The 22,815-nt window shown below is 60.3% G+C and carries 21 protein-coding genes; 4 read left to right on the top strand and 17 right to left on the bottom strand.

Translation table 11 applies throughout. The features are described 5' to 3' along the window. Positions 1-97 precede the first annotated feature (97 nt). Together lysS and prfB are read right to left on the bottom strand one after the other, a co-directional pair. Entirely contained in the window at positions 98-1,633 is a 1,536-nt protein-coding gene (lysS, locus tag ACTG19_RS17920; RefSeq protein ID WP_005335201.1) for a lysine--tRNA ligase, read from the bottom strand. Positions 1,634-1,649: 16 nt separating this feature from the next. Continuing rightward, a protein-coding gene (gene prfB / locus ACTG19_RS17925; RefSeq protein WP_100645262.1) for a peptide chain release factor 2 occupies positions 1,650-2,748 on the bottom strand; the annotation gives its coding sequence in 2 pieces (ribosomal slippage) (positions 1,650-2,672 and positions 2,674-2,748; 1,098 coding nt in all). A gap of 256 nt (positions 2,749-3,004) precedes the next feature. Here prfB and ACTG19_RS17930 point away from each other — a divergent pair. Continuing rightward, on the top strand, positions 3,005-4,876 hold the full coding sequence (locus tag ACTG19_RS17930) for a methyl-accepting chemotaxis protein (RefSeq protein ID WP_113739749.1): 1,872 nt from the start codon (positions 3,005-3,007) through the stop codon (positions 4,874-4,876). Between the two features lie 240 nt (positions 4,877-5,116). On the opposite strand, the gene gltS is transcribed toward ACTG19_RS17930, so the two are convergent. Then, positions 5,117-6,316: a sodium/glutamate symporter gene (gene gltS, locus ACTG19_RS17935; RefSeq protein ID WP_005348115.1), complete on the bottom strand. Its 1,200-nt coding sequence runs from the start codon at positions 6,314-6,316 to the stop codon at positions 5,117-5,119. A gap of 446 nt (positions 6,317-6,762) precedes the next feature. Here gltS and ansA point away from each other — a divergent pair, with 446 nt between their 5' ends. After that, positions 6,763-7,770, top strand: a complete 1,008-nt coding sequence (gene ansA, locus ACTG19_RS17940) for an asparaginase (RefSeq protein ID WP_005335195.1) — start codon at positions 6,763-6,765, stop codon at positions 7,768-7,770. Between the two features lie 260 nt (positions 7,771-8,030). Here ansA and ACTG19_RS17945 read toward each other — a convergent pair whose 3' ends face one another. Further along, on the bottom strand, positions 8,031-8,324 hold the full coding sequence (locus ACTG19_RS17945; RefSeq protein WP_005335194.1) for a YeaC family protein: 294 nt from the start codon (positions 8,322-8,324) through the stop codon (positions 8,031-8,033). A gap of 63 nt (positions 8,325-8,387) precedes the next feature. Next, complete coding sequence (locus ACTG19_RS17950) at positions 8,388-9,821, bottom strand: glyceraldehyde-3-phosphate dehydrogenase (protein ID WP_113739663.1); 1,434 nt, start codon at positions 9,819-9,821, stop codon at positions 8,388-8,390. 211 nt (positions 9,822-10,032) lie between these two features. On the opposite strand from ACTG19_RS17950, the gene ACTG19_RS17955 reads away from it, so the two are divergent. Together ACTG19_RS17955 and ACTG19_RS17960 are read left to right on the top strand one after the other, a co-directional pair. Beyond that, positions 10,033-10,833, top strand: a complete 801-nt coding sequence (locus ACTG19_RS17955) for a DUF2989 domain-containing protein (protein ID WP_439989362.1) — start codon at positions 10,033-10,035, stop codon at positions 10,831-10,833. Between the two features lie 7 nt (positions 10,834-10,840). Beyond that, positions 10,841-11,404 (top strand): NUDIX domain-containing protein, encoded by a 564-nt coding sequence (locus ACTG19_RS17960; protein WP_429150779.1) that lies wholly within the window; start codon positions 10,841-10,843, stop codon positions 11,402-11,404. Between the two features lie 105 nt (positions 11,405-11,509). On the opposite strand, the gene lipA is transcribed toward ACTG19_RS17960, so the two are convergent. The 12 genes from lipA to holA all read right to left on the bottom strand — a co-directional run bounded on the left by lipA (position 11,510) and on the right by holA (position 22,812). Beyond that, entirely contained in the window at positions 11,510-12,475 is a 966-nt protein-coding gene (lipA, locus tag ACTG19_RS17965; protein WP_181223069.1) for a lipoyl synthase, read from the bottom strand. Beyond that, positions 12,472-13,149 (bottom strand): lipoyl(octanoyl) transferase LipB, encoded by a 678-nt coding sequence (lipB, locus tag ACTG19_RS17970; protein WP_439989363.1) that lies wholly within the window; start codon positions 13,147-13,149, stop codon positions 12,472-12,474. The genes lipA and lipB overlap by 4 nt, the downstream gene beginning before the upstream one ends. A gap of 62 nt (positions 13,150-13,211) precedes the next feature. After that, on the bottom strand, positions 13,212-13,475 hold the full coding sequence (gene ybeD, locus ACTG19_RS17975) for a DUF493 family protein YbeD (protein ID WP_005335178.1): 264 nt from the start codon (positions 13,473-13,475) through the stop codon (positions 13,212-13,214). Positions 13,476-13,767: 292 nt separating this feature from the next. Next, positions 13,768-14,964, bottom strand: coding sequence for a D-alanyl-D-alanine carboxypeptidase family protein (locus tag ACTG19_RS17980; protein ID WP_005335176.1), 1,197 nt, complete (start codon positions 14,962-14,964; stop codon positions 13,768-13,770). A gap of 186 nt (positions 14,965-15,150) precedes the next feature. Next, the gene (locus ACTG19_RS17985; protein ID WP_113739666.1) at positions 15,151-16,131 is read right to left on the bottom strand and encodes a septal ring lytic transglycosylase RlpA family protein; all 981 of its coding nucleotides are present in this window, start codon (positions 16,129-16,131) and stop codon (positions 15,151-15,153) included. Then, positions 16,073-17,071, bottom strand: coding sequence for a lytic murein transglycosylase B (mltB, locus tag ACTG19_RS17990; RefSeq protein ID WP_113739667.1), 999 nt, complete (start codon positions 17,069-17,071; stop codon positions 16,073-16,075). The genes ACTG19_RS17985 and mltB overlap by 59 nt, the downstream gene beginning before the upstream one ends. Continuing rightward, on the bottom strand, positions 17,071-18,174 hold the full coding sequence (rodA, locus tag ACTG19_RS17995) for a rod shape-determining protein RodA (RefSeq protein WP_005335170.1): 1,104 nt from the start codon (positions 18,172-18,174) through the stop codon (positions 17,071-17,073). Before rodA ends, mltB begins: the two co-directional genes overlap by 1 nt. Beyond that, positions 18,167-20,095, bottom strand: a complete 1,929-nt coding sequence (gene mrdA, locus ACTG19_RS18000) for a penicillin-binding protein 2 (RefSeq protein ID WP_113739669.1) — start codon at positions 20,093-20,095, stop codon at positions 18,167-18,169. Before mrdA ends, rodA begins: the two co-directional genes overlap by 8 nt. Before the next feature lie 103 nt (positions 20,096-20,198). After that, positions 20,199-20,666: a 23S rRNA (pseudouridine(1915)-N(3))-methyltransferase RlmH gene (rlmH, locus tag ACTG19_RS18005; RefSeq protein ID WP_005335166.1), complete on the bottom strand. Its 468-nt coding sequence runs from the start codon at positions 20,664-20,666 to the stop codon at positions 20,199-20,201. A 19-nt stretch (positions 20,667-20,685) separates the two neighbouring features. Next, a complete protein-coding gene (rsfS, locus tag ACTG19_RS18010) occupies positions 20,686-21,027 on the bottom strand; it encodes a ribosome silencing factor (protein ID WP_005335165.1) in 342 nt (113 codons plus the stop codon). 103 nt (positions 21,028-21,130) lie between these two features. Further along, the gene (nadD, locus tag ACTG19_RS18015; protein ID WP_113739670.1) at positions 21,131-21,781 is read right to left on the bottom strand and encodes a nicotinate-nucleotide adenylyltransferase; all 651 of its coding nucleotides are present in this window, start codon (positions 21,779-21,781) and stop codon (positions 21,131-21,133) included. Beyond that, positions 21,775-22,812 (bottom strand): DNA polymerase III subunit delta, encoded by a 1,038-nt coding sequence (gene holA, locus ACTG19_RS18020; protein ID WP_113739671.1) that lies wholly within the window; start codon positions 22,810-22,812, stop codon positions 21,775-21,777. Before holA ends, nadD begins: the two co-directional genes overlap by 7 nt. Positions 22,813-22,815: the final 3 nt, after the last annotated feature.

Here is a 22,815-nt window from a genome sequence, read left to right on the forward strand (position 1 = left end):
GTGAGCATTATAAAAAAACGCCCCGCAGTCGCGGGGCGTTTTTATTGGCTATCACGCTCGGGATTGACCCAAGGGATTTAGCTGGCTTCTGCGGGCCTTACTTCTGCGGACGCAGGGCAGGGAACAGAATGACGTCACGGATGGTGTGGCTGTTGGTGAACAGCATGACCAGACGGTCGATACCGATACCCTGACCGGCAGTCGGCGGCAGGCCGTGTTCCAGTGCGGTGACGAAGTCGGCGTCGTAGAACATGGCTTCGTCGTCGCCAGCTTCTTTCTGATCAACCTGATCCTGGAAGCGCTTGGCCTGGTCTTCTGCATCGTTCAGCTCGGAGAAGCCGTTGGCCAGCTCGCGGCCACCGATGAAGAATTCGAAGCGGTCGGTCACGTCCGGGTTCACGTCGTTGCGGCGGGCCAGCGGAGAAACTGCAGCCGGGTACTCGGTGATGAAGGTCGGTTGCAGCAGCATGTGCTCCACGGTCTCTTCGAAGATCGCGGTGATCACGTGGCCCAGCTCCCAGCCCTTCATCAGCTCGATGTGCAGACGCTTGGCAACGGCCTTGGCGCTCTCGAGGGTAGCCAGATCGTCCAGGGTCACATCCGGGTTGAACTTCAGGATGGACTCGACCATGGTGAGGCGCTGGAACGGCTGACCGAAATCGATGGTCAGGCCCTCTTCGCCCTCTTTGGCGTAACGGATCTTGGTGTCACCCAGAATGTCCTGCGCCAGGGTGCGCAGCAGCTCTTCGGTCAGGTCCATCAGATCGATGTAGTCGGCGTAGGCCATGTAGAACTCGATCATGGTGAACTCGGGGTTGTGACGCACCGAGATACCTTCGTTACGGAAGTTGCGGTTGATCTCGTAGACACGCTCGAAACCACCGACCACCAGACGCTTCAGATAGAGCTCCGGAGCGATACGCAGGTACATGTCGATGTCCAGCGCATTGTGGTGAGTGACGAACGGACGCGCGGAGGCACCACCCGGGATGACTTGCATCATCGGGGTTTCCACTTCCATGAAGCGCTTTTCGTTGAAGAACTTGCGGATACCGGCAACCACCTGGGTGCGGATCATGAAGGTCTTGCGGGACTCTTCGTTGGCGATCAGATCCAGGTAGCGCTGGCGGCAGCGAGCTTCCTGGTCGGTCAGGCCTTTGTGCTTCTCGGGCAGCGGACGCAGCGCCTTGGTCAGCAGGCGGATATCGGAAACGTGAACGGAGAGCTCACCGGTCTGGGTCTTGAACAGGGTACCTTCGACACCCACGATGTCGCCCAGATCCCACTTCTTGAACTGCTCGTTGTAGAAACCTTCCGGCAGGTCGTCACGGGTGACGTAGACCTGGATCTTGCCGGCCATGTCCTGCAGGGTGGCGAAAGAAGCCTTGCCCATGATCCGGCGGGTCATGATGCGACCGGCAATCTTCACCCGTTTACCCAGGCTCGTCAGCTCCTCGGCGCTTTTGTCGTCGAACTCTGCGTGCAGATCGCCAGAGAGGCTGTCGCGACGGAAGTCGTTGGGGAAAGGATTACCCTGGGCGCGCAGGGCGGCCAGCTTGGAACGACGCTCGGTCATCTCGTTGTTAAGTTCGAGAGTTTGGTCGACTTCCGGAGTGATGGTTTGTTCAGACATGGTGATTCCTGCTTGTTTACAGACCTGATTTCAGGCTGGCTTCGATAAACTTGTCCAAGTCACCGTCGAGCACCGATTGGGTATTACGGGTTTCGACGCCGGTGCGCAGATCCTTGATACGGGAGTCATCCAGCACATAGGAACGGATCTGGCTGCCCCAACCGATATCAGACTTGGTCTCTTCCAGGGCTTGTTTCTCAGCGTTCTGCTTCTGAATTTCCAGCTCGTAGAGCTTGGCTTTCAGTTGCTTCATACACTGGTCTTTGTTTTTGTGCTGGGAACGGTCGTTCTGGCACTGTACCACGACACCGGTCGGAACGTGGGTAATACGCACCGCGGATTCGGTTCGGTTAACGTGCTGACCACCGGCACCAGAGGCGCGGTAGACGTCGATCCGCAGATCCGCCGGATTGATCTCGATATCGATATCGTCGTCGATCTCGGGGTAGACGAACACAGAACAGAAGGAGGTGTGACGACGGCCACCGGAATCGAACGGGGACTTGCGAACCAGACGGTGTACGCCGGTTTCGGTACGCAGCCAGCCGAACGCATATTCGCCGGTGAACTTGATGGTGGCGGATTTGATACCAGCCACGTCGCCTTCGGAGCATTCAATCAGCTCGGGCTTGTAGCCGTGGGCATCGCCCCAGCGCAGGTACATGCGCAGTACCATGTTGGCCCAATCCTGTGCTTCGGTACCACCGGAGCCGGACTGGATGTCGATATAGCAGTCGGAGCCGTCGTGCTGACCGGAGAACATGCGGCGGAATTCGAGATCCACCAGCTTGGCTTCCAGCTGTTCGGATTCGGCGATGGCTTCGTTGAAGGTCTCTTCGTCTTCCCCTTCCACGGCCAGGCTCACCAGCATCTCGACGTCATCCACGCCCTGGGTCAGGGTGTCGATGGTGCCGACCACGTTTTCCAGCGCAACGCGCTCTTTGCCCAGCGCTTGTGCGCGCTCGGGTTCATTCCATACGTCCGGCTGTTCCAGCTCGGCGTTGACCTCTTCTAGACGCTCTTTCTTGGCGTCATAGTCAAAGGTACCCCCTAAGAAGCTCGGTCCGCTCAGACAGCTCCTTAAGTTTATTTAATACGGGATTAACTTCGAACATCGTGAAAACTCTCAGGGTCGATGTGATTTAAAAACGGGATATTCTAGCCAATTGTGGAAGGAATAAACAGGGTTGCCTTGGCTTGTGCGGCTCATGCCGTCAATTTCTGGTGCACTTTTCTCCACCTCGGTAGAAAATATCGCCCGCAGACCCATTTTCAGGTTCAGTTTTGGCCATTCGGGTCGCTAATGACTACGTGTAGTGTTGTGCAATTTAGGGAAAAACCCGCTCCTCACCTCAATAAGAAGAACACATGATGAAAAACCTGTCACTCAAGCAGAAGATACTGTTGTCAGTGGTGATCGCCCTTTCGTTGGTGATTTTGTTGCTCTCCTGGCAGAGCTATAGCAGCCAGAAGTCCCTGTTGCTGCAAGGCAGCCAGGAGCAGTTGCAACGGCTGGGTACCCAGCAGGCCGAGCGTGTCAGCGACTGGCTCGCAGCCCGTCGCGACGTGATCCAGGCGCTCGGCAACAAGGCCGGTGCCGAACCCCTCAATGCCTTGCAACAGGCACAAGTTTCCGGCCGTTTCCAGCTCACCTATTTCGGTGAGAGCAGTGGCAAGATGAATGACTCGGATCCCTCCATCAACCGCGATGGCTACGACCCGCGCTCCCGCGGCTGGTATCAGGAGGCGATGAGCAAAGGTGGCCTGATTGTCACCAAGCCCTATCTCGATGTGGCTTACAACATCATGGTGGTGACTCTGGCCCAGCCGGTTTCTGGCGGGGTAGTCGGTGGTGACCTCTCCATCGCCTCGCTAGTGGAAGACGTGACCAAGATGCAGCTGCCTGCCGACGGTTTCGCCATCATGATGCACAAGGATGGCACCATCATCGCCTACAAGGATGCTGCCAAGGCGATGAAACCGGCCAGCGAGATCGACAACGATCTGACCAACGCGCTGATCGAGCAGAGCAAGTCAAGCAAGGATCTGGTACCAGCTTATTTTGACAGCGAAGGTCGCGACAAGCTGTTGTGGGCGGTTGATATCCCCGACACGGATTGGGAGCTGGTGCTGGTGCTGGACAAGGCCGCGCTGGAAGCGCCGCTCTCCTCTCTGCTGATGACCCAGCTGGGGATGGCGCTGCTGGTGCTGGTGGGGAGCATCCTCGCTATCTCCTGGCTGGTCAGCATGCTGCTGGGCCCGCTCACCAAGGTCTCCCAGGCACTGGCCCGCATTGCCGATGGTAATGGCGATCTGACCCAGCGCATCAAGATCGACGCCAACGACGAAGTGGGCCAACTGGCCAACAGCTTCAACCGTTTCGTCGGCAGTCAGCATCAGCTGATCGGCAATATCCGCCAGCTGGCCAACGAGTTGAACGCCGATGCCGAGCGCAGTCTGGTGACCAACCAGGCCGCGGTGGACGAGCTGCAGCGTCAGCAGCAGGAGGTGACCATGGTCGCCACGGCCGTCACCGAGATGGCGAGCGCCACCATGGAGATCGCCGGTAACGCCGAGAACACCGCCGCCGCTGCCCAGCAATCTGCCCAGAGCAGTGAGCAGGGCAAGATGCTGGTCAACAAGACCCGCCAGTCCATCAATGGTCTGGCCGAAGAGGTGGGGCAGGCGACCGAGGTGATCGGCGAGCTGAGCCGTCATGCGCAGGCGATCACCAGCATTCTCTCCACCATTCAGGGGATTGCCGAGCAGACCAACCTGCTGGCGTTGAACGCGGCCATTGAAGCGGCCCGTGCCGGTGAGCAGGGTCGTGGTTTTGCGGTGGTGGCTGACGAGGTGCGGGTGCTCTCGCGCCGTACCCAGGACTCCACCCAGCAGATCCAGTCCACCATCGAGACCCTTCAACAGACCACTGCCCGTGCGGTGAGCCTGATGCAGACCAGTCAGGGGCTGGCGGACAACAGCGTGCAGGATGCCGATCAGGCGGTACGCGCACTGGAAGAGATTACCAGCGCCATCTCCCTCATCTCCGACATGGCGGGCCAGATCGCCACCGCCGCCGAGGAGCAGACTCAGGTGACCGGCGAGATCACCCAGAACACCACCGCCATCAAGGATGTGAGTGACGAGATCACTGCATCTGCCATGCGCGATCTGGATCAGGCCCACAGCCTTAAAGGGCGTGCCGCTGACCTGAATCAGCAGGTGTCGACCTTTATCCTGTAAGGGGCAACTCACGGCCTGTTCCGGCTGAGATAAACAAGCCCCGCACTCTGTCGAGTGCGGGGCTTTTTGTTGTTCGGGGGAGTGCGGGATGTGGGGATTTCGGGTTTTCTGAGTTGCTCACGGGTCACCCGGGTAGCGGATATGTGCCCCGGCTCTGCCTGCGTCAGCTGGCGAGTAGAGAACAAACAAAGAGCCCACCGAAAGGTGGGCTCTGATCATATACGTCTGACGGAAAGGGAATTACAGGAATGGCATCGCCATAAACAGCTTGATCACCATGGCGTTGATGATGTCGATAAAGAAGGCCCCCACCATGGGCACCACCAGAAACGCCAGGTGGGAGGGACCGAAGCGCTGGGTGATGGCTTGCATGTTGGCAATCGCGGTCGGGGTGGCCCCGAGGCCAAAGCCGCAGTGACCCGCCGCCAGTACGGCAGCATCGTAATTTTTGCCCATCACCCGGAAGGTGACGAAGATGGCGTAGAGCGCCATCGCCACTGTCTGGGCGGCCAGCAGAATGAAGATGGGCAGCGCCAGGCTGGCCAGATCCCACAATTTCAGGCTCATCAGTGCCATGGCGAGGAACAGCGACAGGCTGACGTTGCCCAGCAGGGAGACTTCTCGATCGCTCACCTCATGCCAGTTCAGCAGGGTCAGGACGTTGCGCAGCAGCACGCCGACAAACAGCACGCAGACAAAGATCGGCAGCTCGAAGGCGCCCCCTTTGAGGGAAGCAGAGAGCAGCTCGCCACCCTTGAGGCTGATGGCGATCAATGCCAACGTTTCGATAACGCTGAAAGTGGTGAGGGGGCGCTCCATATCCGGCATTTCGAAGCCCTGGGGGGCCTCATCCTGATTGTGCTCCTCACCGGGCACCTGCACTTTCTTCACCAGATAGCGAGCCACCGGACCACCGATCAGGCCGCCCAGCACCAGACCGAAGGTGGCACAGGCGATGGCGAGTTCGGCGGCGGATTGCACGCCGTATTTCTCGGAGAAGGTGGCACTCCAGGCCGCCCCGGTGCCGTGGCCGCCGGAGAGAGTGATGGAGCCTGCCAGCAGCCCCATGTGGGGATCCAGACCGAGCAGGGTCGCCAGACCGACGCCCAGACTGTTTTGTACCAGCAGCAGGCCGGTGACCACCATCAGGAAGGTAACCACCGCCTTGCCGCCGCGTTTCAGGCTGGCGAGATCGGCGGAGAGACCGATGGAGGCGAAGAAGGCCAGCATCAGCGGGGTTTGCAGGCTGGTATCAAATTGCAGCTCCATCTGCAGGGTGGAGCGCAGCAGCAGCAGTACCAGCGCGACCACCAGGCCGCCTGCTACCGGTTTGGGGATGTTGAAGGTACGCAGCAGCCCGACTCGGGTAACCAACACCCGGCCAAGCAGCAATACCAGAGTGGCAGCGACCAGCGTTGCGTAGGAATCAAGTTGTAACATTCAGTACTCCCATGTTGATTGGCTGTGTCTTTCATAGCAAAAGACTTACAGATTCAGCCGGGATGAAAACAGTGTGGCTTATGTGCCAGCAAAGAAGGGGAAACATCTCCCCGCCCCAGGAAAGATGGGGCTTGTGCGGGCCTGAAATGCTCAGGCATCCAGATGAGATTTTAGTAAAATCCGGCGGATTGTAGCAAAAAGCATCGTTTAATTCCATCTTTGTCGTATTAATGCTCGTTTTAGTGGTTTATTGTGACATTTAACACTATGTAGGTAGAGGGCAGAAAAGCCGAAAAGGGTGCATGGAACGGCTGTCATTTGGGGCGCCAGTCTCTATAATTCGCCGGTTTCCGCTGCATGCAGAGGCGCTGGCGGGCGTTGACATTGTGGTTCACCCCGACATGGTTCATGTTTTGGCGGTGTTCACTTCATCAAGAGGAGAGGGTGTGAAGAAGTCTATCTACATTGCCTACACAGGCGGCACCATTGGGATGCAGCGTTCCGATCACGGCTACGTGCCGATGGCGGGCTTTATGGAAGACTGTCTGGCGCGGATGCCCGAGTTCCACCGCCCCGAGATGCCGGATTACCATATCCACGAATATGCGCCCCTCATCGACTCCTCCGACATGACCCCGGCGGATTGGCAGCGTATCGCCGAGGATATTCGCGACAACTACGAGAAATACGATGGTTTCGTGATCCTGCACGGCACCGACACCATGTCGTTCACCGCCTCGGCGCTCTCTTTCATGCTGGAAGATCTGCACAAGCCGGTCATCATCACCGGCTCCCAGATCCCGCTCGCCGAGTTGCGCTCCGACGGTCAGCAGAATCTGCTCAACGCCCTCTATATCGCGGCCAACTACCCGATCCACGAGGTGACGCTGTTCTTCAACAATCAGCTCTATCGCGGCAACCGCAGCAAGAAGGTGCACGCCGACGGCTTCCACGCCTTCGATTCGCCCAACTATCCGCCGCTGCTCAATGCCGGGATCGCCATTTCGCTGGAGGCGGGCGAGCTGGGCGTGCCGTCCGAGCGGCCGCTGGTGCTGCATGACATCACCCCCCAGCCGATCGGCGTGGTGACCCTCTATCCGGGGATCTCCAGCGAGGTGATCGCCAATATCCTGCAACAGCCGGTGAAGGCGCTGATCCTGCTCTCGTTCGGGGTCGGCAATGCGCCGCAGAACCCGGCCATGCTGGCGCTGCTCTCCGAGGCCTCGGCCCGCGGCGTCATCATCGTCAACCTGAGCCAGTGCCTGCACGGCAAGGTCAACATGGGCGGCTATGCCACCGGCAATGCCCTGTCGCGGGCCGGGGTTATCTCGGGCTTTGACATGACCGCCGAAGCGGCGCTCACCAAGCTCCACTTCCTGCTGAGTCAGGACTTGCCCTCCCACCGCATTCGCGAGTTGATGCAGCAGTCGCTGCGTGGGGAGCTGACTCCCTAAGCGATGCGGCCCTCACCCTAACCCTCTCCCGGCGGGAGAGGGGATAGAGCGAGGTGCTGTTGGCCACGAGGCTTGCCATGAAGAGCGTTGGCAGGTGGCCCGCTAACTGTCCGCAGGCTGCGAGCCTGCTCCCTTCTCCCCTGGCGGGAGAAGGTGGGGATGAGGGGAATTGTCACCCTGCACAGGGAAAAACAGAGGGGAGCCATGATGGCTCCCCTCTTTGCTATCTTGCTGCCGTATAGCGGAAGGTGCGGTCTGTCTCAGTGATTGAGGTCGACCCGCACTATCTCTTCCTCATCGCGATACTGACGCTTGAGCTCGCTCTTGCTCTTCATCACGATCTCGCCGTCACGACCTATGTTCATGTGCTCCGGGTTGTCGAGATGCATCGCCTGCCAGGCCATCACGGCTTGCAGGGAGGTGGCCTTCTGCTCGTCGGTGAGGGGCTTGCCATCGGGCCACTTGCCAAGCTCGACTGCGGTCTTGAGCCGCTCGTACACCTCTTCGGGCATTTGCCTGATTGCTTGTAAAAACTCACCCTGTTGAAACGACATCCGGCCTTCTCCTTGAACTATTGAACCATAAACTTCGGGGTCAGCCCGGCAGATCCTGGCGGGCTATGCCGGTAGATCCTGGCGGACTACGCCAGCCATCTGCTCCATCACCCGCACTACCTGACAACTGTACCCGAATTCGTTGTCATACCATACGTAGAGCACACAGTGATCCCCCTCGGCGATGGTCGCCTGGGAGTCGACGATGCCCGCATAACGGGAACCTACCATGTCGGAGGAGACCAGCTCGGTACTGGCGCTGAAGTCGATCTGGCGGTGCAGGGCCGAGCTTAGCGCCATCTGCTGCAGATAGGCGTTGAGGCTCTCCCGATCGGTGGCCTGTTCCAGCGACAGGTTGATAATTGCCAGCGAGACATTGGGGGTCGGTACCCGGATGGCGTTGCCGGTCAGCTTGCCCTTGAGCTCGGGCAGCGCCTTGGCCACCGCCTTGGCGGCACCGGTGCTGGTCATCACCATATTGAGGGCGGCACTGCGACCGCGGCGCTCCCCCTTGTGATAGTTGTCGATGAGGTTCTGATCGTTGGTGTAGGAGTGAACCGTCTCCACGTGGCCGTGGCGGATGCCGTACCGCTCCTGCATCACCTTGAGTACCGGAGTGATGGCATTGGTGGTGCAGGAGGCGGCGGAGATGATCCTGTCATCCGGGCCTATCACCTCATGGTTGACCCCGAACACCACGTTCTTCATCTCCCCTTTGCCGGGGGCAGTCAGCAGCACCTTGCCGGCACCGCGTGCTTTCAGGTGTTCGGAGAGGCCTGCCTCGTCACGCCATACCCCGGTGTTGTCGACGATCAGCGCATCGTGAATGCCGTAGGCGGTGTAGTCGATGTCAGCCGGACTATTGGCGTAGATCACCTGAATGAAGGTGCCGTTGGCGATGATGGCGCTGCGCTCCACATCCACCTCGATGGAGCCGTTGAAGGGACCGTGCACCGAGTCGCGGCGCAGCAGGCTGGCGCGTTTCTCCAGATCTCCGTCGCGACCACCGCGTACCACGATGGCGCGCAGGCGCAGCGGATTGGCAGCGCCGGTGCGCTCGATCAGCAGGCGGGCCAGCAGGCGGCCGATACGGCCAAAGCCGTAGAGCACCACGTCGGTCGGCTGCGGCATCTGGTTGCGGCCAAGGGCCGGTGCCAGTCGCGCTTGCAGATAGTCCTCGATCCCCGCTTCATCCTGATGATCCTGCCAGTAGCCGACTGCCAGCTTGCCAAGGTCTACCTCGGCGGCGGTGGGTTTGAGGGCAACGATGGCCTGAAGCAGGGGGAAGCTTTGCTGGATGGGGAGGGGAGCGCCTTGGTGGCGGCGGACGACCCGATGGGCCTTGAGGATATCGATGGTGGAGGCGTTTTGCAGCGGGCGGCCGTAGAGGGTGATCTCGACCCCTTGTTGTCGGTAGAGGCGACCAATCAAGGGCTGCATGGCTTCGGCGAGCTCCTGGCTCTCCTGCCACGCTTGCAAGTAGTGCTCGTGGGTCATTGACCAGATCCTTTATTTCACGTTGTTGGTGTAAATAGAAAATTCGTCGAATGCAGATCAGTGTAGGGGTGTATATTTCGTTATATTATTCTGCAATCGCGGCCTTATATGGCGCGCGCATTGTAATGGATATGTAACCGGTTTGCTAGCCGGAGGTGGCCCGTAAAGGCGCCAGTTGTTACCAACCCGCGTTACCAACAAGATGTGAACTATGGCCAATTTCCCCCTGCGACAGACCTTCATCATGCTTTCAGTCGGCCTTGCCGTGGCTGGCTGCAATGACGACCGGATCCACAACATCTGTGGCAATCATCCTGAGCTCTGCCAGGATCTGGTGGACGATGGCTGGTGTCGCTACGAGCGTACCGATGTGATCCGCAGCCGCTTCTATCTCAAGGAGGAGGGAACGGATCGGCGCAAGTACGAGCTGATGCGCAACCTTGAGCGCTATCTTAAGTGTGCCGAGCGCTCTACCAACATCGAGTATAAGAATGCCCGCGAGCAGAAGAGTCCACGGGTGGAGGGGATGCTGGCGGCTGGCGAACAGCTGGCCCAGCTCGATGCCGCGACCCGCAATTCGCAAGATCCCTACCTGCTGCTCTGGCACTGGACCAACAACACCAACGAGCTGGCTCGTCAGCAGTTTATGGCGCTGGAAGGCACCAAGGCGCTGGATGAACCCGAGCTGCAACTGGCGCTCGGCGGTATCTACGCCAAGAGCGACCCGGAAAAGGCCATTGCCACCCTGCAGCACGGGCTCTCCCTCTATCAGGAGGGGGACAAGGTGAACAGCCGCATATTCACCTCCCTCAGCACCCTCTATATGGGCCAGAAACAGTATGGGCTGGCCTATCTGTGGGGCAAGGTGAGCGAGTCGTTTCAGGATAGCCCCGAGGTCTCCGCCAAGCGTTTTGGCATCTACCACACCCTGAGCAAGACAGAGCAGGATGGTTACGATGTGCGGGCTGCCGAAATTGTCGAACAGCTCAAGCATGGCAACTACCGGCCCTGAGGCAGTGATGACGACGCTCTCCCCGGCCAGCTGCTGGCCCAATCCGTTCGATCTCTCTTTCGTTCATGGCGAGGTACGTACCGATGGTCGTACTCTTGAGCGCCTCACGGTACGTGCCGTGGTGCCCCGTGGCGACGAGCTGCTGCTCGTTCACTCCCGGGTCAACGGCGATCTGATGTTCCCCGGGGGCGGCATTGAAGCGGGGGAGAGCCACCATGTGGCGCTCGCTCGCGAGCTGCTGGAGGAGTGCGGTGCCGAGCTGCGGGAAGTGGGGGGCCTGCTTGGCGAGACCCGTGAATATCGCGCCGCCCGCGAGCCGGGGTTCGATGCCTACTGCATCCGCTCGCTCTACTACTTGTGCCGGATTGGCGATCAGCTGGTGGTCCCGCAGCCACAGCCCTACGAGATCCGCCTTGGCTTCGTACCCGGCTGGTTTGCCCTCGACGAAGCGCTGCAGACCAACAAAACCCAGCTGGCGGGGCCCTGTCCCCAGTGGACGGCGCGAGAGACCCGGGTGCTGGCCCAGTTGCAACGCTGGCATCAGCAGGGGATCTTCGACCACGGCTACTGAAGTAGATCAAGCAGCAACGGTCAGTGACACCAACAAAAAGAGCGCCAATAGGCGCTCTTTTTCATTGCGAGGGTGGCAGTTACTTGGCCACTCTGTCGTGCGAGATCATTTGACCTCTTCGCCCTTGGCTTGCAGATCAGCATGGTAGGAAGAGCGAACGAAAGGACCACAGGCGGCGTGGGTAAAGCCCAGCTCCATGGCGACATCTTTCAGCTCGTCAAACTCTGCTGGCGGCACGTAGCGCTTGACCGGCAGGTGGTGGCGGCTCGGCTGCAGATATTGACCCAGGGTCAGCATGTTGACGCCGTGGGCGCGCAGATCCTTGAGCACCTCGACGATCTCTTCGTTGGTCTCGCCAAGGCCCATCATCAGACCGGACTTGGTCGGTACGTGGGGGTGCATCTCTTTGATGCGGCGCAGCAGCTCCAGCGACCACTTGTAGTCGGCACCCGGGCGGGCGACGCGATACATGCGCGGCGCGGTTTCCAGGTTGTGGTTGAAGACATCCGGCGGGGTTTCGCGGAACACCGCCAGCGCCTGCTCCATCCGGCCACGGAAGTCCGGAGTCAGGATCTCGATGCGGGTCTGCGGGCTGTGCTCGCGGATCTCGCGGATGCAGTCGGCGAAGTGCTGGGCACCGCCGTCGCGCAGATCGTCGCGGTCCACCGAGGTGATCACCACATACTTGAGGTTCATCTCCTTGATGGTCAGCGCCAGCTTCTTCGGCTCTTCCGGATCGAGTGCCAGCGGGCGGCCGTGGGCCACGTCGCAGAAGGGGCAGCGACGGGTGCAGATGGCGCCCATGATCATGAAGGTGGCGGTGCCGTGGTTGAAGCACTCCGCCAGGTTGGGGCAGGAGGCCTCTTCACAGACCGAGTGCAGCTTGTTTTTGCGCAAGGTGCTCTTGATGTGTTCGATCTTCTGGCTGGAGGGGGGCAGCTTGATCCGCATCCAGTCCGGCTTGCGAAGGAGTTCTTCGTTGGGATCCGGCATGAATTTCACCGGGATCAGGGCCATCTTGTCGCCATCGCGCAGCTTGACGCCCGGCTCCATACGAACGGGTTTGCTCATGATTCACTCTCGGTGTTTGTTATTGTTTGGTAGCCAATCAGGCGGGCCAGTTCGGCCACCAGAATGGATTGCGCCTCGGCCACGCTTTGCGGGCCGCCCAGGGCGCTGGTCTGGGTCATGGCCATGCCCGCATAGCCGCACGGATTGATGTGCAGGAAGGGGGTCATGTCCATGTTGATGTTGAGGGCCAGCCCGTGGAATGAGCACCCCTTGCGGATGCGCAGACCCAGCGAGGCCAGTTTTGCCTCCATGCCAAGGTCATTTTTCACATAGACCCCGGGGGCATCGGCCTTGGCATAAGCCTGGATATCGCTTTTGGCGAGGGTATTGATGATGGCTGTCTCCAGCGCGGTCACCAGCTCGCGAACCGAGAATTTGCAGCGGCGGACATCCACCAGTACGTAGAGCACCAGCTGGCCCGGGCCGTGATAGGTCACCTGACCGCCGCGATCGCTCTGCACCACCGGGATATTGCCCGGATTGAGCAGGTGTTCGGCCTTGCCGGCCTGACCCTGGGTGTAGACGGGATCGTGCTCGACCACCCAGAACTCGTCCGGGGTGTCGCTGGTGCGGTTGTCGGTGAAGGCTTTCATGGCGTCCCATACCGGCTGGTAGGGGCGGCAACCCAGCTGCCTGACAATCAGGCTGGACTGGGCGGGGATCTGGGATGACATGGCGTCCTCGCGGCGTGCTGCGGCCAAAAACAGTCGCCCCGCAGAACGGGGCGAGAGAGAAATTACAGTACGTATTTCACCAGCTCGATCTTGCCAAGGGCGTGGTACATCGCTTCGATGTGCTCCTTGCTCTGGGCAGTCACGGTCACGCGGACCGAGTGGTAGTTGCCCTTGGAGCTGGGCTGGACGGTCGGGCTGTAGGTGCCGGGGGCGTGCTGCTGCAGCACTTCAACCACCATTTCCGGCAGTGCCGGGTCGGCAACGCCGAGTACCTTGAACGGGAATTTGCAGGGAAACTCCAGCAGTTCATCAAACTTGGTATTCATTTACTCACCTTTTGCGTCATCACCGGGATGACTTCATCTTGGATGGCTAGTGGCCGATGGCCCGTGGAGGCCGCCATTTCAAGTCTATATGGGCACGGCTCATAACTATATGGGCGCTGCCCGGACCGGGATCAAGGCCAGGATCGGTCAGACAAGGATGGAAGTGCTGCTTTTTACCACAAATCAGGGTAAGGCGGAACCTGCAGTTTACAGGGTTATTCACTGCCTTTGCCGGTCACAGACAGCAGCGGCGCCTGTTGGCGCCGCTGTTTGGTGAGGATCGTGCGTTGGATTACTTGAACCAGCTGGTGACCAGCAGTACCAGGTAGTCCCACAGACGGCTCATCAAGCCACCTTCCTGCACCTCTTCCAGGGCAACCAGCGGCACCTGCTTGATCTCTTTGTCGCCCTGTTTCAGGAACACGGTACCGACGCGCTGACCCTTGGCCAGCGGCGCTTTCAGTTCGCTGTCGAGCTGGAAATCAGCCTTCAGGTTGTTGCCCTGACCGCGGGTGACCAGCACGGAGACATCTTTGTCGACGCCCAGTTTCACTTCCGGTTTGTCGCCCATCCAGATCTTCTGGGTGACCAGCTCGGTGCCTGCCTTGTACGGGGTCAGGCTCTGGAAGAAGCGGAAGCCATAGGTGAGCAGTTTTTTGCTCTCGGCGGCGCGGGAGGCTTCGCTGCTGGCGCCCAGTACCACGGCGATCAGGCGCATGCCTTCGTTGTTGGTGGCAGAGGAGACCAGGTTATAGCCGACCTGGCTGACGTGGCCGGTCTTGATGCCATCCACTTGCAGGGATTGATCCCACAGCAGGCGGTTGCGGTTGTGCTGGGTGATGCCGTTGAACACGAAGGATTTCTGGGAGTAGATCTTGTACTCCTCCGGCAGGTCGCGGATCAGCGCCTGACCCAGACGGGCCATGTCGTGAGCGGTACTGTAGTGACCTTCCGCATCCAGACCGTGCGGGTTCATGAAGTGGCTGTCGTTCATGCCGAGCTTGGCGGCCCAGCTGTTCATCAGGCTGGCGAAGGAGTCGGTGCTGCCTGCCAGGAACTCGGCCATGGCGACGCAGGCGTCGTTGCCGGACTGGATGATGATGCCCTTGTTGAGATCATCGACGGAGACCTGCTTGCCCACCTCGATAAACATCTTGGAGGAGTCGGAGTAGTTCTTGGACCAGGCGTTCTGGCTGATGGTCACCATGTCGGTGCGCTTGATGTTCCCCTTCAGCAGCTCCTGGCCGATGATGTAGGAGGTCATCATCTTGGTCAGACTGGCGGGCGGCAGACGCTCTTCGGCGTTCTGCTCGGCCAGCACCTGACCTGAGTAGTAGTCGATCAGAATATGGGCCTTGGCGGAGATCTCCGGCGCGGCGGGAACCACCATGGGCATGGCATTCGGGGTCGGTGTCGGCACCGGCGTATTGGCCTGGGCGGTTACGCTGATCAGTGAGGCCAGAAGAACTGAACGGGCAAATTTGGACATCTTGAAATTCCTGCGAGCCAGATGGGGATAAAATGCGGGCCTAACTATACCAGATGCGCCCGCAGGTTATAGCCCGAGATGGCGATCAGAACTGGTTTTTTATCCATCACTCCCTGTCATCACGCCATAAAACGACGTGATGACAGTGAGTAAGCGGTTAGTCACATCCGCGGCAAAAGGGGGCGATCAGGGCACGATAAAGGCCTGTTCCAGTCCGCCCTGACGTACTTTTTCCAGCACACTTGCCTGCTGATCGGCGGCGACTGGGCCAATCAGTACTCGGAAAATGGCGCCATGGGCATCGATCCGGTAGGGCACGCCGTAACGCTGGGTCATCACCTTGCCCATCGCCTCGGCCCGATCCCGGGAGCCGCTGGCCAGAACCTGGATCATCTTGCCATCACCACTGCTGGCGGGCGCTGCAGCCTTGGCTGGTGCTGGCGTGACAGGTGCCGCTTTGGCTGGCTTGGCGGCGGGCGCCTTGACGGGAGCGGGTTCGGCAGCGGGAGTAGCCATCGCCAGTGCCGTCGGTTCACCCAGGAAGCCATCTTGCGACAGCGTGTTGGAGGCCGCAGCCGGAGTGGTCGGAGTCATTTCGATCGGCTTCATCGGCTCCATGATCACCATCTGATCCGGGGTGTCGCTGATCAGCTCCAGCCGTACTCGGGCCTCACCGCTATCGACCATCTCCAGCTGCTTGGCCGCTGCGTAGGAGAGGTCGATCAGGCGCGGGCTGTTGAACGGGCCGCGGTCGTTGACCCGCACTATGGTCTCCAGCCCGTTGTCCAGATTGGTGACCCTCACATAGCTCGGGATGGGCAGGTTGCGGTGGGCGGCACTGAACAGCTTGCTGTCCAGCACATCGCCGTTGGCGGTCTTCTGGCCGTCCAGATCCGGCGACAACCAGCTGGCGGTGCCCTCTTCGCTGTAGTGTTTGATGTCGCGCCACACCTCATGCTTCTGCTTGCCGATCCAGTAGTCCCGGTTGCCGCTGGCACTCAGGGGCTCGGGGCGCGGAATGGCGCCGGTGGCTTGCGGGATCTCGATAACGGGTGGCTTGCTGACCGGTGCTTGCGGCTCGACGGGGGCGCTCTGTTCCGGCTGGCTGCTACAGGCGGCCAGCAACAAGCTCAGGCTGAGTGGGAGGAGTTTGTGACGAAGATGCATACGCTTCCTGAATGGCTTGGCTAAGTTGATACACCGCCATCGCATAGAGTGGGCTGCGATTGTAACGGGTGATCACATAAAAGTTATGCCGTGCGACCCAGTATTCCGGTCCATCGGCTTGGGCAAACGCCAGTAACTTGACCGGCGTCTGTGGGGCCAGCGGCGTGGCGAGCTCAATCCCTGCCGCCGCCAGTTCTGACCACTGTTGTGTTAACTCGGGCTCAGGCCTGAGTAGAGGTTCGACTGCCATCAACCCGATCTGGGCCGGTTCCACCACGGATTCGCCCCAGCGCCACTGGTGGCTGGCAAAATAGTTGGCCACGCTGCCGATGGTATCGACCGGGTTGGCAAACAGATCCCGCTTGCCATCCCCGTCAAAATCGACGGCGTAGTGGCGGTAGCTGGAGGGCATGAACTGCCCCATCCCCATGGCGCCGGCATAGGAGCCCTTGAGGGCATCGAGTTGCCACCCTTCCTCTTTGGCCAGCACCACCAGCTGGGCAAACTCCTTGGCAAAGAAGTCCGCCCGCTCCGGGTAGTGGAACCCCAGGGTGTAGAGGCTATCGAGCACCGGATGACGGCCCATCTGGCGACCATAGAAGGTTTCTACCCCTATGATGGCCACGATGAGCGAGGCGGGCACCCGATAGGTCTGCTCTGCGCGGGCCAGCGTCTCGGCATGTTGTTGCCAGAACTGCTGGCCATCACGGATGCGATCCGGGGTAACAAACAGCGGCCGGTAGCGATGCCAGGGTTTGGCCTCCCACGGCTTGCTGATGGTGTCGAGCACCTCCTGCCGTAATTGGGCGCGGGCGACCGCGGCCTGCAGCTCCGCCAGCGGCACCTGCTGCTGGTCGGCGAGCAGGGCCAACCGATCCGGCGCTACGGCGGCGGTCGCCATCGTGGTGGCGAGCGAGAGCAGCAATCCGACCCGTCTCATCAGGCGAGCAGTCTTCTATGAGTCTGGATGGACATCAGGATACCGAATCCGGCCATCAGGGTCACCATGGAGGTGCCGCCATAGCTCACCAGCGGCAGGGGCACCCCTACCACCGGCAAGATGCCGCTCACCATGCCCATGTTGACGAACACATAGACGAAGAAGGTGAGGGTGATGGCGCCGCCCAGCAGTCGCTCGAAGCTGTTCTGGGCCTGCATCGAGATAAACAGGCAGCGGCTGATGACGTAGAGGTAGAGCACCAGCAGCAGGGCAACCCCTACCAGACCGAACTCCTCGCTGAATACTGCGAAGATGAAGTCGGTATGGCGCTCGGGCAGGAACTCCAGCTGGGACTGGGTCCCTTGCAGCCACCCCTTGCCAAAGACGCCGCCGGAGCCGATGGCAATCTTGGACTGGATGATGTGATAGCCGCGACCGAGCGGGTCCTTCTCCGGGTCGAGCAGCATCAGCACTCGCTGGCGCTGGTAGTCGTGCATCAGGAAGAACCAGAGCACCGGCATAAAGGCCAGCATCAGCAGGACCGCCAAGCCGATCAGCCACCAGCTGAGCCCTGCCAGGAAGATGACAAAGAAGCCGGAGGCGGCCACCAGAATGGAGGTACCAAGGTCAGGCTGGGCGGCGATCAGCAGGGTGGGCAGCAGCACCATGATGAGGGCGATCACCACATGGCTGAACTTGGGTGGCAGCGAGTGGCGACTGAGCCAGGCGGCCACCATGATCGGCATGGAGAGCTTCATCACCTCGGAGGGCTGGAACTTCATAAAGCCCAGATCGAGCCAGCGTTGGGCCCCCTTGCCGATGTGGCCGAACACGTCCACCGCAATCAGCATCAGCACCACCACGGCGAATAGCGGCACCGACCAGCGGGCGTAGAGGGAGGGGGGCAGCTGGGCCAGGCCGATCATCAGAGCAAAGGCGAGACCGCCGCGCACCAGCTGGCGCACGATGGAGTCCATATCCTGACCGGAGGCGGAGTAGAGCACCACCATGGAGAGGGTCATCACGGCCAGCAGACCGAGCAGCAGGGGCAAGTCGATATGCAGCTTGTACCAGATGCTCTGCTGGCGGGCAGAATTACTCATTGGGAGCGACCTCACTCGGTTGGGACGGCTTTTCCGGTGCCGGTGCCGGTGGCAGTTGCGGATCAGGGGGCAGCAGATAGGCATCCAGCATCTGGCGTGCAATGGGCGATGCAGCTCGACCACCACCACCTCCGATGGAGTTTTCCAGTACCAGAGCTACCACCGCTTTGGGTGCCTCGAAGGGGGCATAAGCAACGAACAAAGCGTTATCGCGATGCTCCGCCTTGACCGTCTTGATGTTGTAAACCTGATTTTCCTTCAAACCGACTACCTGGGCTGTGCCCGATTTGCCGCCTGAGGAGTAAGGCGCCTTGGCAAACGAGTGACGGCCACTGCCTTCACTGCCATGGTTGACTCGCCACATCCCATCCTGCGCCACTTTCCAGAAGCTGTCGTTCTTGAGCTTGAGGGCGATATTGGGGTTGATGGGGGCATCGACCACCCCCGCCTGGGAGGCGGTGCTCTTGAGCAGGTGCGGGGTGACGTCGTGACCATTCTGGGTCAGGATGCTGATTGCCTTGGCCAGTTGGAGCGGGGTGGCGCTCCAGTAGCCCTGACCGATACCGACAGAGATGGTGTCACCCTGATACCAGGGCTGGCGCCAACGGGCCATCTTCCAGTCACGGGACGGCATGACTCCTTTGGTCTCTTCATAAAGATCGACCCCGGTGTACTGACCGAAGCCGAACTTGGTCATATAGCTGTGGATCTTGTCGATGCCGACCCGATAGGCGAGATCGTAGAAGTAGGTATCTGCCGAGACCTCGATGGCGCGATAGACGTCGAGCCAGCCATGACCCCAGCGGCGCCAGTCGCGAAACTTCTTGGTGGTACCGGGAATGGAGAAGCTCGGGCCGCCGAAATAGCGGTAGCCCGGGGTGATGGCCCCCTCGTTGAGACCCATGATGGACATCATGGGCTTGACGGTAGAGGCAGGGGCATAAATGCCCTGGGTGGTGCGGTTGACCAGCGGCCGCGCCGGATCGTTGAGCAGCGCCGAGTAGTTGGCGCTGGAGATACCGGTCACGAACAGGTTGGGGTCATAGCTCGGGCTCGACTCCAGGGCCAGGATGGCGCCGGTTTTCGGGTCCATCATCACGATGGCACCGCGCTGGCCAGCCAGCAGTTGCTGGGCCTTGAGCTGCATCCGGACGTCGATATTGAGGTAGATATCCTTGCCGGGAATAGGTGGCTGGAACTTGAGGGTGCGGACAATCCGGCCGCGGTTGTTCACCTCGACCTCCTGATAGCCCGCCACGCCGTGCAGCTCATCCTCGTAATACTTCTCCACCCCCTGCTTGCCGATATCCTTGGTGGCCGCGTAGTTGGCGAGTTTTTCTTCCTTCTCGAGGCGCTCCACGTCACGGGTGTTGATCTTGGCCACATATCCCAAAGCGTGGGTGAGGGTGTCACCAAACGGGTAGTAGCGCTTGAGGTAGGCCTCGATGCTGGCGCCCGGGTAGTTATGCTGGTTGACCGAGAAGAGGGCTACCTGATATTCGGTCAGTTTCTCGTAGAGGGGGACCGGCTTGAAGCGGCGCTGGCGCTTCACTTCGGCGAGGAACTTCTCCTTGGTGCCCTCCGGCAGACCCAGCAGGGTGATCAGCTGGTCGGCGGTTTTTTCGAGATCCTTGGTCTCTTCCGGCACGATTTCCAGACTGTAGACCGGGCGGTTTTCCGCCAGCAGCACACCGTTGGTGTCATAGATGAGGCCCCGTGGCGGTGCCACCGGCACCACGCGGATTCGGTTGGAGTTGGAGCGAGTCTGGTAGGTGTCGTAGGACTCGACCTGCAGATAATAGAGATTGCCCAGCAGCACCAGCATCAGCACGACGATGCCGATGTAGGCTACCAGGGTGCGCCGGAAGAACAGATTGCCCTCGGCACTGTGATCGCGCATTTCGATGCGTTGTTTCAGCATGCCTTTACCTCAAGACCCTTGGGGGCAATAAGAGCAGGAACTGCATTGTTCACTCTCTGTGATAGGGGTGAATATGAGCGGTGAGACTCCAGAGACGCATGGCTCACTCTCTATGATACGGATGATTGGTGGTGATGCTCCAGGCCCGATAGAGGCTCTCGGCCACCAGCACCCGCACCAGCGGATGGGGCAGGGTGAGCGGTGACAGTGACCAGCTCTGTTCGGCGGCAGCCTTGCACTCGGGGGACAAGCCTTCCGGCCCGCCTACCAGCAGCGCGACATCGCGGCCATCGAGTTTCCAAGCCTCCAGCTGGGTCGCCAGCTGCTCCGTGGTCCAGGGTTTGCCCGGAATGTCGAGGGTGACGATGCGCGAACGCCCCGCAGCCGCCAGCATGGCTTCCCCTTCCTTCTGCAGGATGCGGGGAATGTCGGCATTTTTGCCCCGTTTGCCTGCGCCGATCTCGACGAGTTCAAACGGCATGTCTTTGGGGAAGCGGCGACGATACTCTTCGAAGCCATGCTCTACCCAGGCGGGCATCTTGGTGCCCACCGCAATCAACTGGATCTTCATGGTCGTTACACTTGTGCTCTTATTGCGTATTCATTTGAGCGGCACCGCTCCACAGCTTTTCCAGTTGGTAGAAGTCACGGTGTTCATCCTGCATCACATGCACGATCACCGAGCCCATATCTACCAGCACCCATTCACCGCTCAGTTGCCCTTCCACGCTCAGCAGATCCAGACCCGCGTGGCGGGCCTCGCTGGCCAGATGGTGGGCAATGGCGCTGACGTGACGACTGGAGTTGCCGGAACAGATGATCATGGTGTCAGTAATGCTGGATTTGCCGCGTACATCGAGGGTGATGATGTCGCGGCCTTTCATGTCATCGATCTTGTCGATGATAAAGGCATGCAATTCTTGGCCTTGCAATGAGTCTCTCCTGTATTCCGGCGCGCAGCGTTTGCGTCAGGGCGGCGGATTATATCATGGTCACTCCCGTTTCCCATCGGGTGGGGCGGGATTACGACAGGGGCTAGCGGCGGTTGGCGCGGTAGAGCCCCTGTTGATCAATATAGTGCGCAACCGACTCGGGCAAGAGGTAGCGGGTGTCTTGCCCCGCATCCAGCAAGGCCCGCAGTCGGGTGGCTGACAGTTCGATGGGCTGGTTGTCCGCCAGCCAGATATGACCGGCCAGACGCTGATGCAGCGCGTTGGCATCTGTGGTGTGATGGCGCGCCAGCAGCTGCGCCACCTCGGTCGGATACTCCGGTTGCCAGCCCGGTCGCACGCTCACCACCAGATGGGCATGGTCGAGTAGCTCCTGCCAGCGGTGCCAGCTTGGCAGGCTCAGCAGGGAATCCATCCCCATCAGAAAACAGAGCGGCGTGTCGGGCAGTTCATGACGCAACTCGATCAGGGTATCGATGGTGTAAGAGGGTTTATCCCGCTTCAGCTCCCGCTCATCTACCACAAAGTGGTGGTTCTCTGCCGCCGCCAGTTTGACCATGGCAAGGCGCTGTTCGCTGGAGCAGAACGGATTGGCACGGTGGGGCGGGATATGGTTCGGGATCAGCCGCATCTCGGCCAGCCCGAGGGTATCGCGCGCCTCGATGGCCGGGCGCAGATGGCCGATATGGATAGGATCGAACGTGCCTCCAAGCAGGCCAATGGGCGCCTTCAGCACGGGCTGCTCTCCATCACCAGCGGCAGCGGGGTGCCATCACGAAAGCCGAGGGCAATGGTCTGCAACATCAGCCAGGCCTGCTCGGTATCGAAGCGGCGCTGGGCATCGTCCAGCTGGGCCATCAGTTGCCACAGTTGCTGCAACTTGGCAAACGGCAGTCGGGTCAGCGCTTGCTGAATGAGCTGCTGGCGGCTCTGCCAGATGCGCAGGCGGCTGAAGTGCTCACCCAGCGGCTGGCCGTTGCGCATCGCCAACGACAGCTCGGTCAGCTGCTCCAGCTCGCGGCAGAGGGTCCAAGCCAGCATCCCCGGCTCGGTGCCTTCGGCCCGCAGGGCGGCCAGAATGCGCTGGGCCCGGTTCACCTTGCCCTCCAGCAGGGTATCGACCAGCTGGAACGGGGTGAAGTGGGCGTGGCGGATAATGGTCTCTTGCAGATAGGTGACGCTGATGGGCTGGGGCGGCGAGAGCAGGGTCAGCTTCTCGATCTCCTGGCTGGCGGCCAGCAGGTTGCCCTCGTAGGAGTGGCACATGAAGTTGATGGCATCCGGCAGCGCCTTGAGGCCGAAACGCGCAAAGCGGGCACTCATCCAGCGCGGGAAGAACTTGGGCTCCGGATGGTTGACCGGCACATAGGTGCCAATCTGGTAGAGCTTGTCGAACCAGGCCGCCTTCATCTGGGTCTGGTTGAGGCGACCGCCACTCAGCACCAGCAGCAGGTCGGGATGAAGCTGTCTGCCGATTTCGCTGATGCGGGCTGCGAGATCCTTGTCCACCTTGGCGGGCAGCTCCAGTTCGATGATCTGACGGGCGGAGAAGAGGCTCATGGCCTGACAGGCATCGTAGACCTGATTCCAGTCCAGCCCCTGTTCCACCACGAAGGTGTGGCGCTCATCGAAACCCTGCTTGCGGGCGATCTGACGGATGGCGTCGATGGCCTCCAGTCGCAGCAGGGGCTCGTCGCCAAAAACGAGATAGCAGGGCCGAAGCCCTGCTTTGAGGTGGTCACCAAATTGCTCAGGATAGACTCTCATCAA

Origin of the sequence: Aeromonas sp. 3P, assembly GCF_051919745.1 — a bacterium.
GTDB classification, from domain to species: Bacteria; Pseudomonadota; Gammaproteobacteria; order Enterobacterales; family Aeromonadaceae; genus Aeromonas; species Aeromonas veronii.

Excerpts from the sequence above, each read along its gene's own strand:
- gltS (WP_005348115.1), bottom strand. The coding sequence starts at position 6,316 with ATGTTACAACTTGATTCCTACGCAACGCTGGTCGCTGCCACTCTGGTA.
- ACTG19_RS17960 (WP_429150779.1), top strand. The coding sequence starts at position 10,841 with ATGACGACGCTCTCCCCGGCCAGCTGCTGGCCCAATCCGTTCGATCTC.
- ACTG19_RS17955 (WP_439989362.1), top strand. The coding sequence starts at position 10,033 with ATGGCCAATTTCCCCCTGCGACAGACCTTCATCATGCTTTCAGTCGGC.
- holA (WP_113739671.1), bottom strand. The coding sequence starts at position 22,812 with ATGAGAGTCTATCCTGAGCAATTTGGTGACCACCTCAAAGCAGGGCTT.
- rlmH (WP_005335166.1), bottom strand. The coding sequence starts at position 20,666 with ATGAAGATCCAGTTGATTGCGGTGGGCACCAAGATGCCCGCCTGGGTA.
- ACTG19_RS17985 (WP_113739666.1), bottom strand. The coding sequence starts at position 16,131 with ATGCATCTTCGTCACAAACTCCTCCCACTCAGCCTGAGCTTGTTGCTG.
- lysS (WP_005335201.1), bottom strand. The coding sequence starts at position 1,633 with ATGTCTGAACAAACCATCACTCCGGAAGTCGACCAAACTCTCGAACTT.
- mltB (WP_113739667.1), bottom strand. The coding sequence starts at position 17,071 with ATGAGACGGGTCGGATTGCTGCTCTCGCTCGCCACCACGATGGCGACC.
- ACTG19_RS17945 (WP_005335194.1), bottom strand. The coding sequence starts at position 8,324 with ATGTCGTTTCAACAGGGTGAGTTTTTACAAGCAATCAGGCAAATGCCC.
- ACTG19_RS17950 (WP_113739663.1), bottom strand. The coding sequence starts at position 9,821 with ATGACCCACGAGCACTACTTGCAAGCGTGGCAGGAGAGCCAGGAGCTC.
- ybeD (WP_005335178.1), bottom strand. The coding sequence starts at position 13,475 with ATGAATACCAAGTTTGATGAACTGCTGGAGTTTCCCTGCAAATTCCCG.
- lipB (WP_439989363.1), bottom strand. The coding sequence starts at position 13,149 with ATGTCATCCCAGATCCCCGCCCAGTCCAGCCTGATTGTCAGGCAGCTG.
- mrdA (WP_113739669.1), bottom strand. The coding sequence starts at position 20,095 with ATGCTGAAACAACGCATCGAAATGCGCGATCACAGTGCCGAGGGCAAT.
- ACTG19_RS17930 (WP_113739749.1), top strand. The coding sequence starts at position 3,005 with ATGAAAAACCTGTCACTCAAGCAGAAGATACTGTTGTCAGTGGTGATC.
- rodA (WP_005335170.1), bottom strand. The coding sequence starts at position 18,174 with ATGAGTAATTCTGCCCGCCAGCAGAGCATCTGGTACAAGCTGCATATC.
- lipA (WP_181223069.1), bottom strand. The coding sequence starts at position 12,475 with ATGAGCAAACCCGTTCGTATGGAGCCGGGCGTCAAGCTGCGCGATGGC.
- ACTG19_RS17980 (WP_005335176.1), bottom strand. The coding sequence starts at position 14,964 with ATGTCCAAATTTGCCCGTTCAGTTCTTCTGGCCTCACTGATCAGCGTA.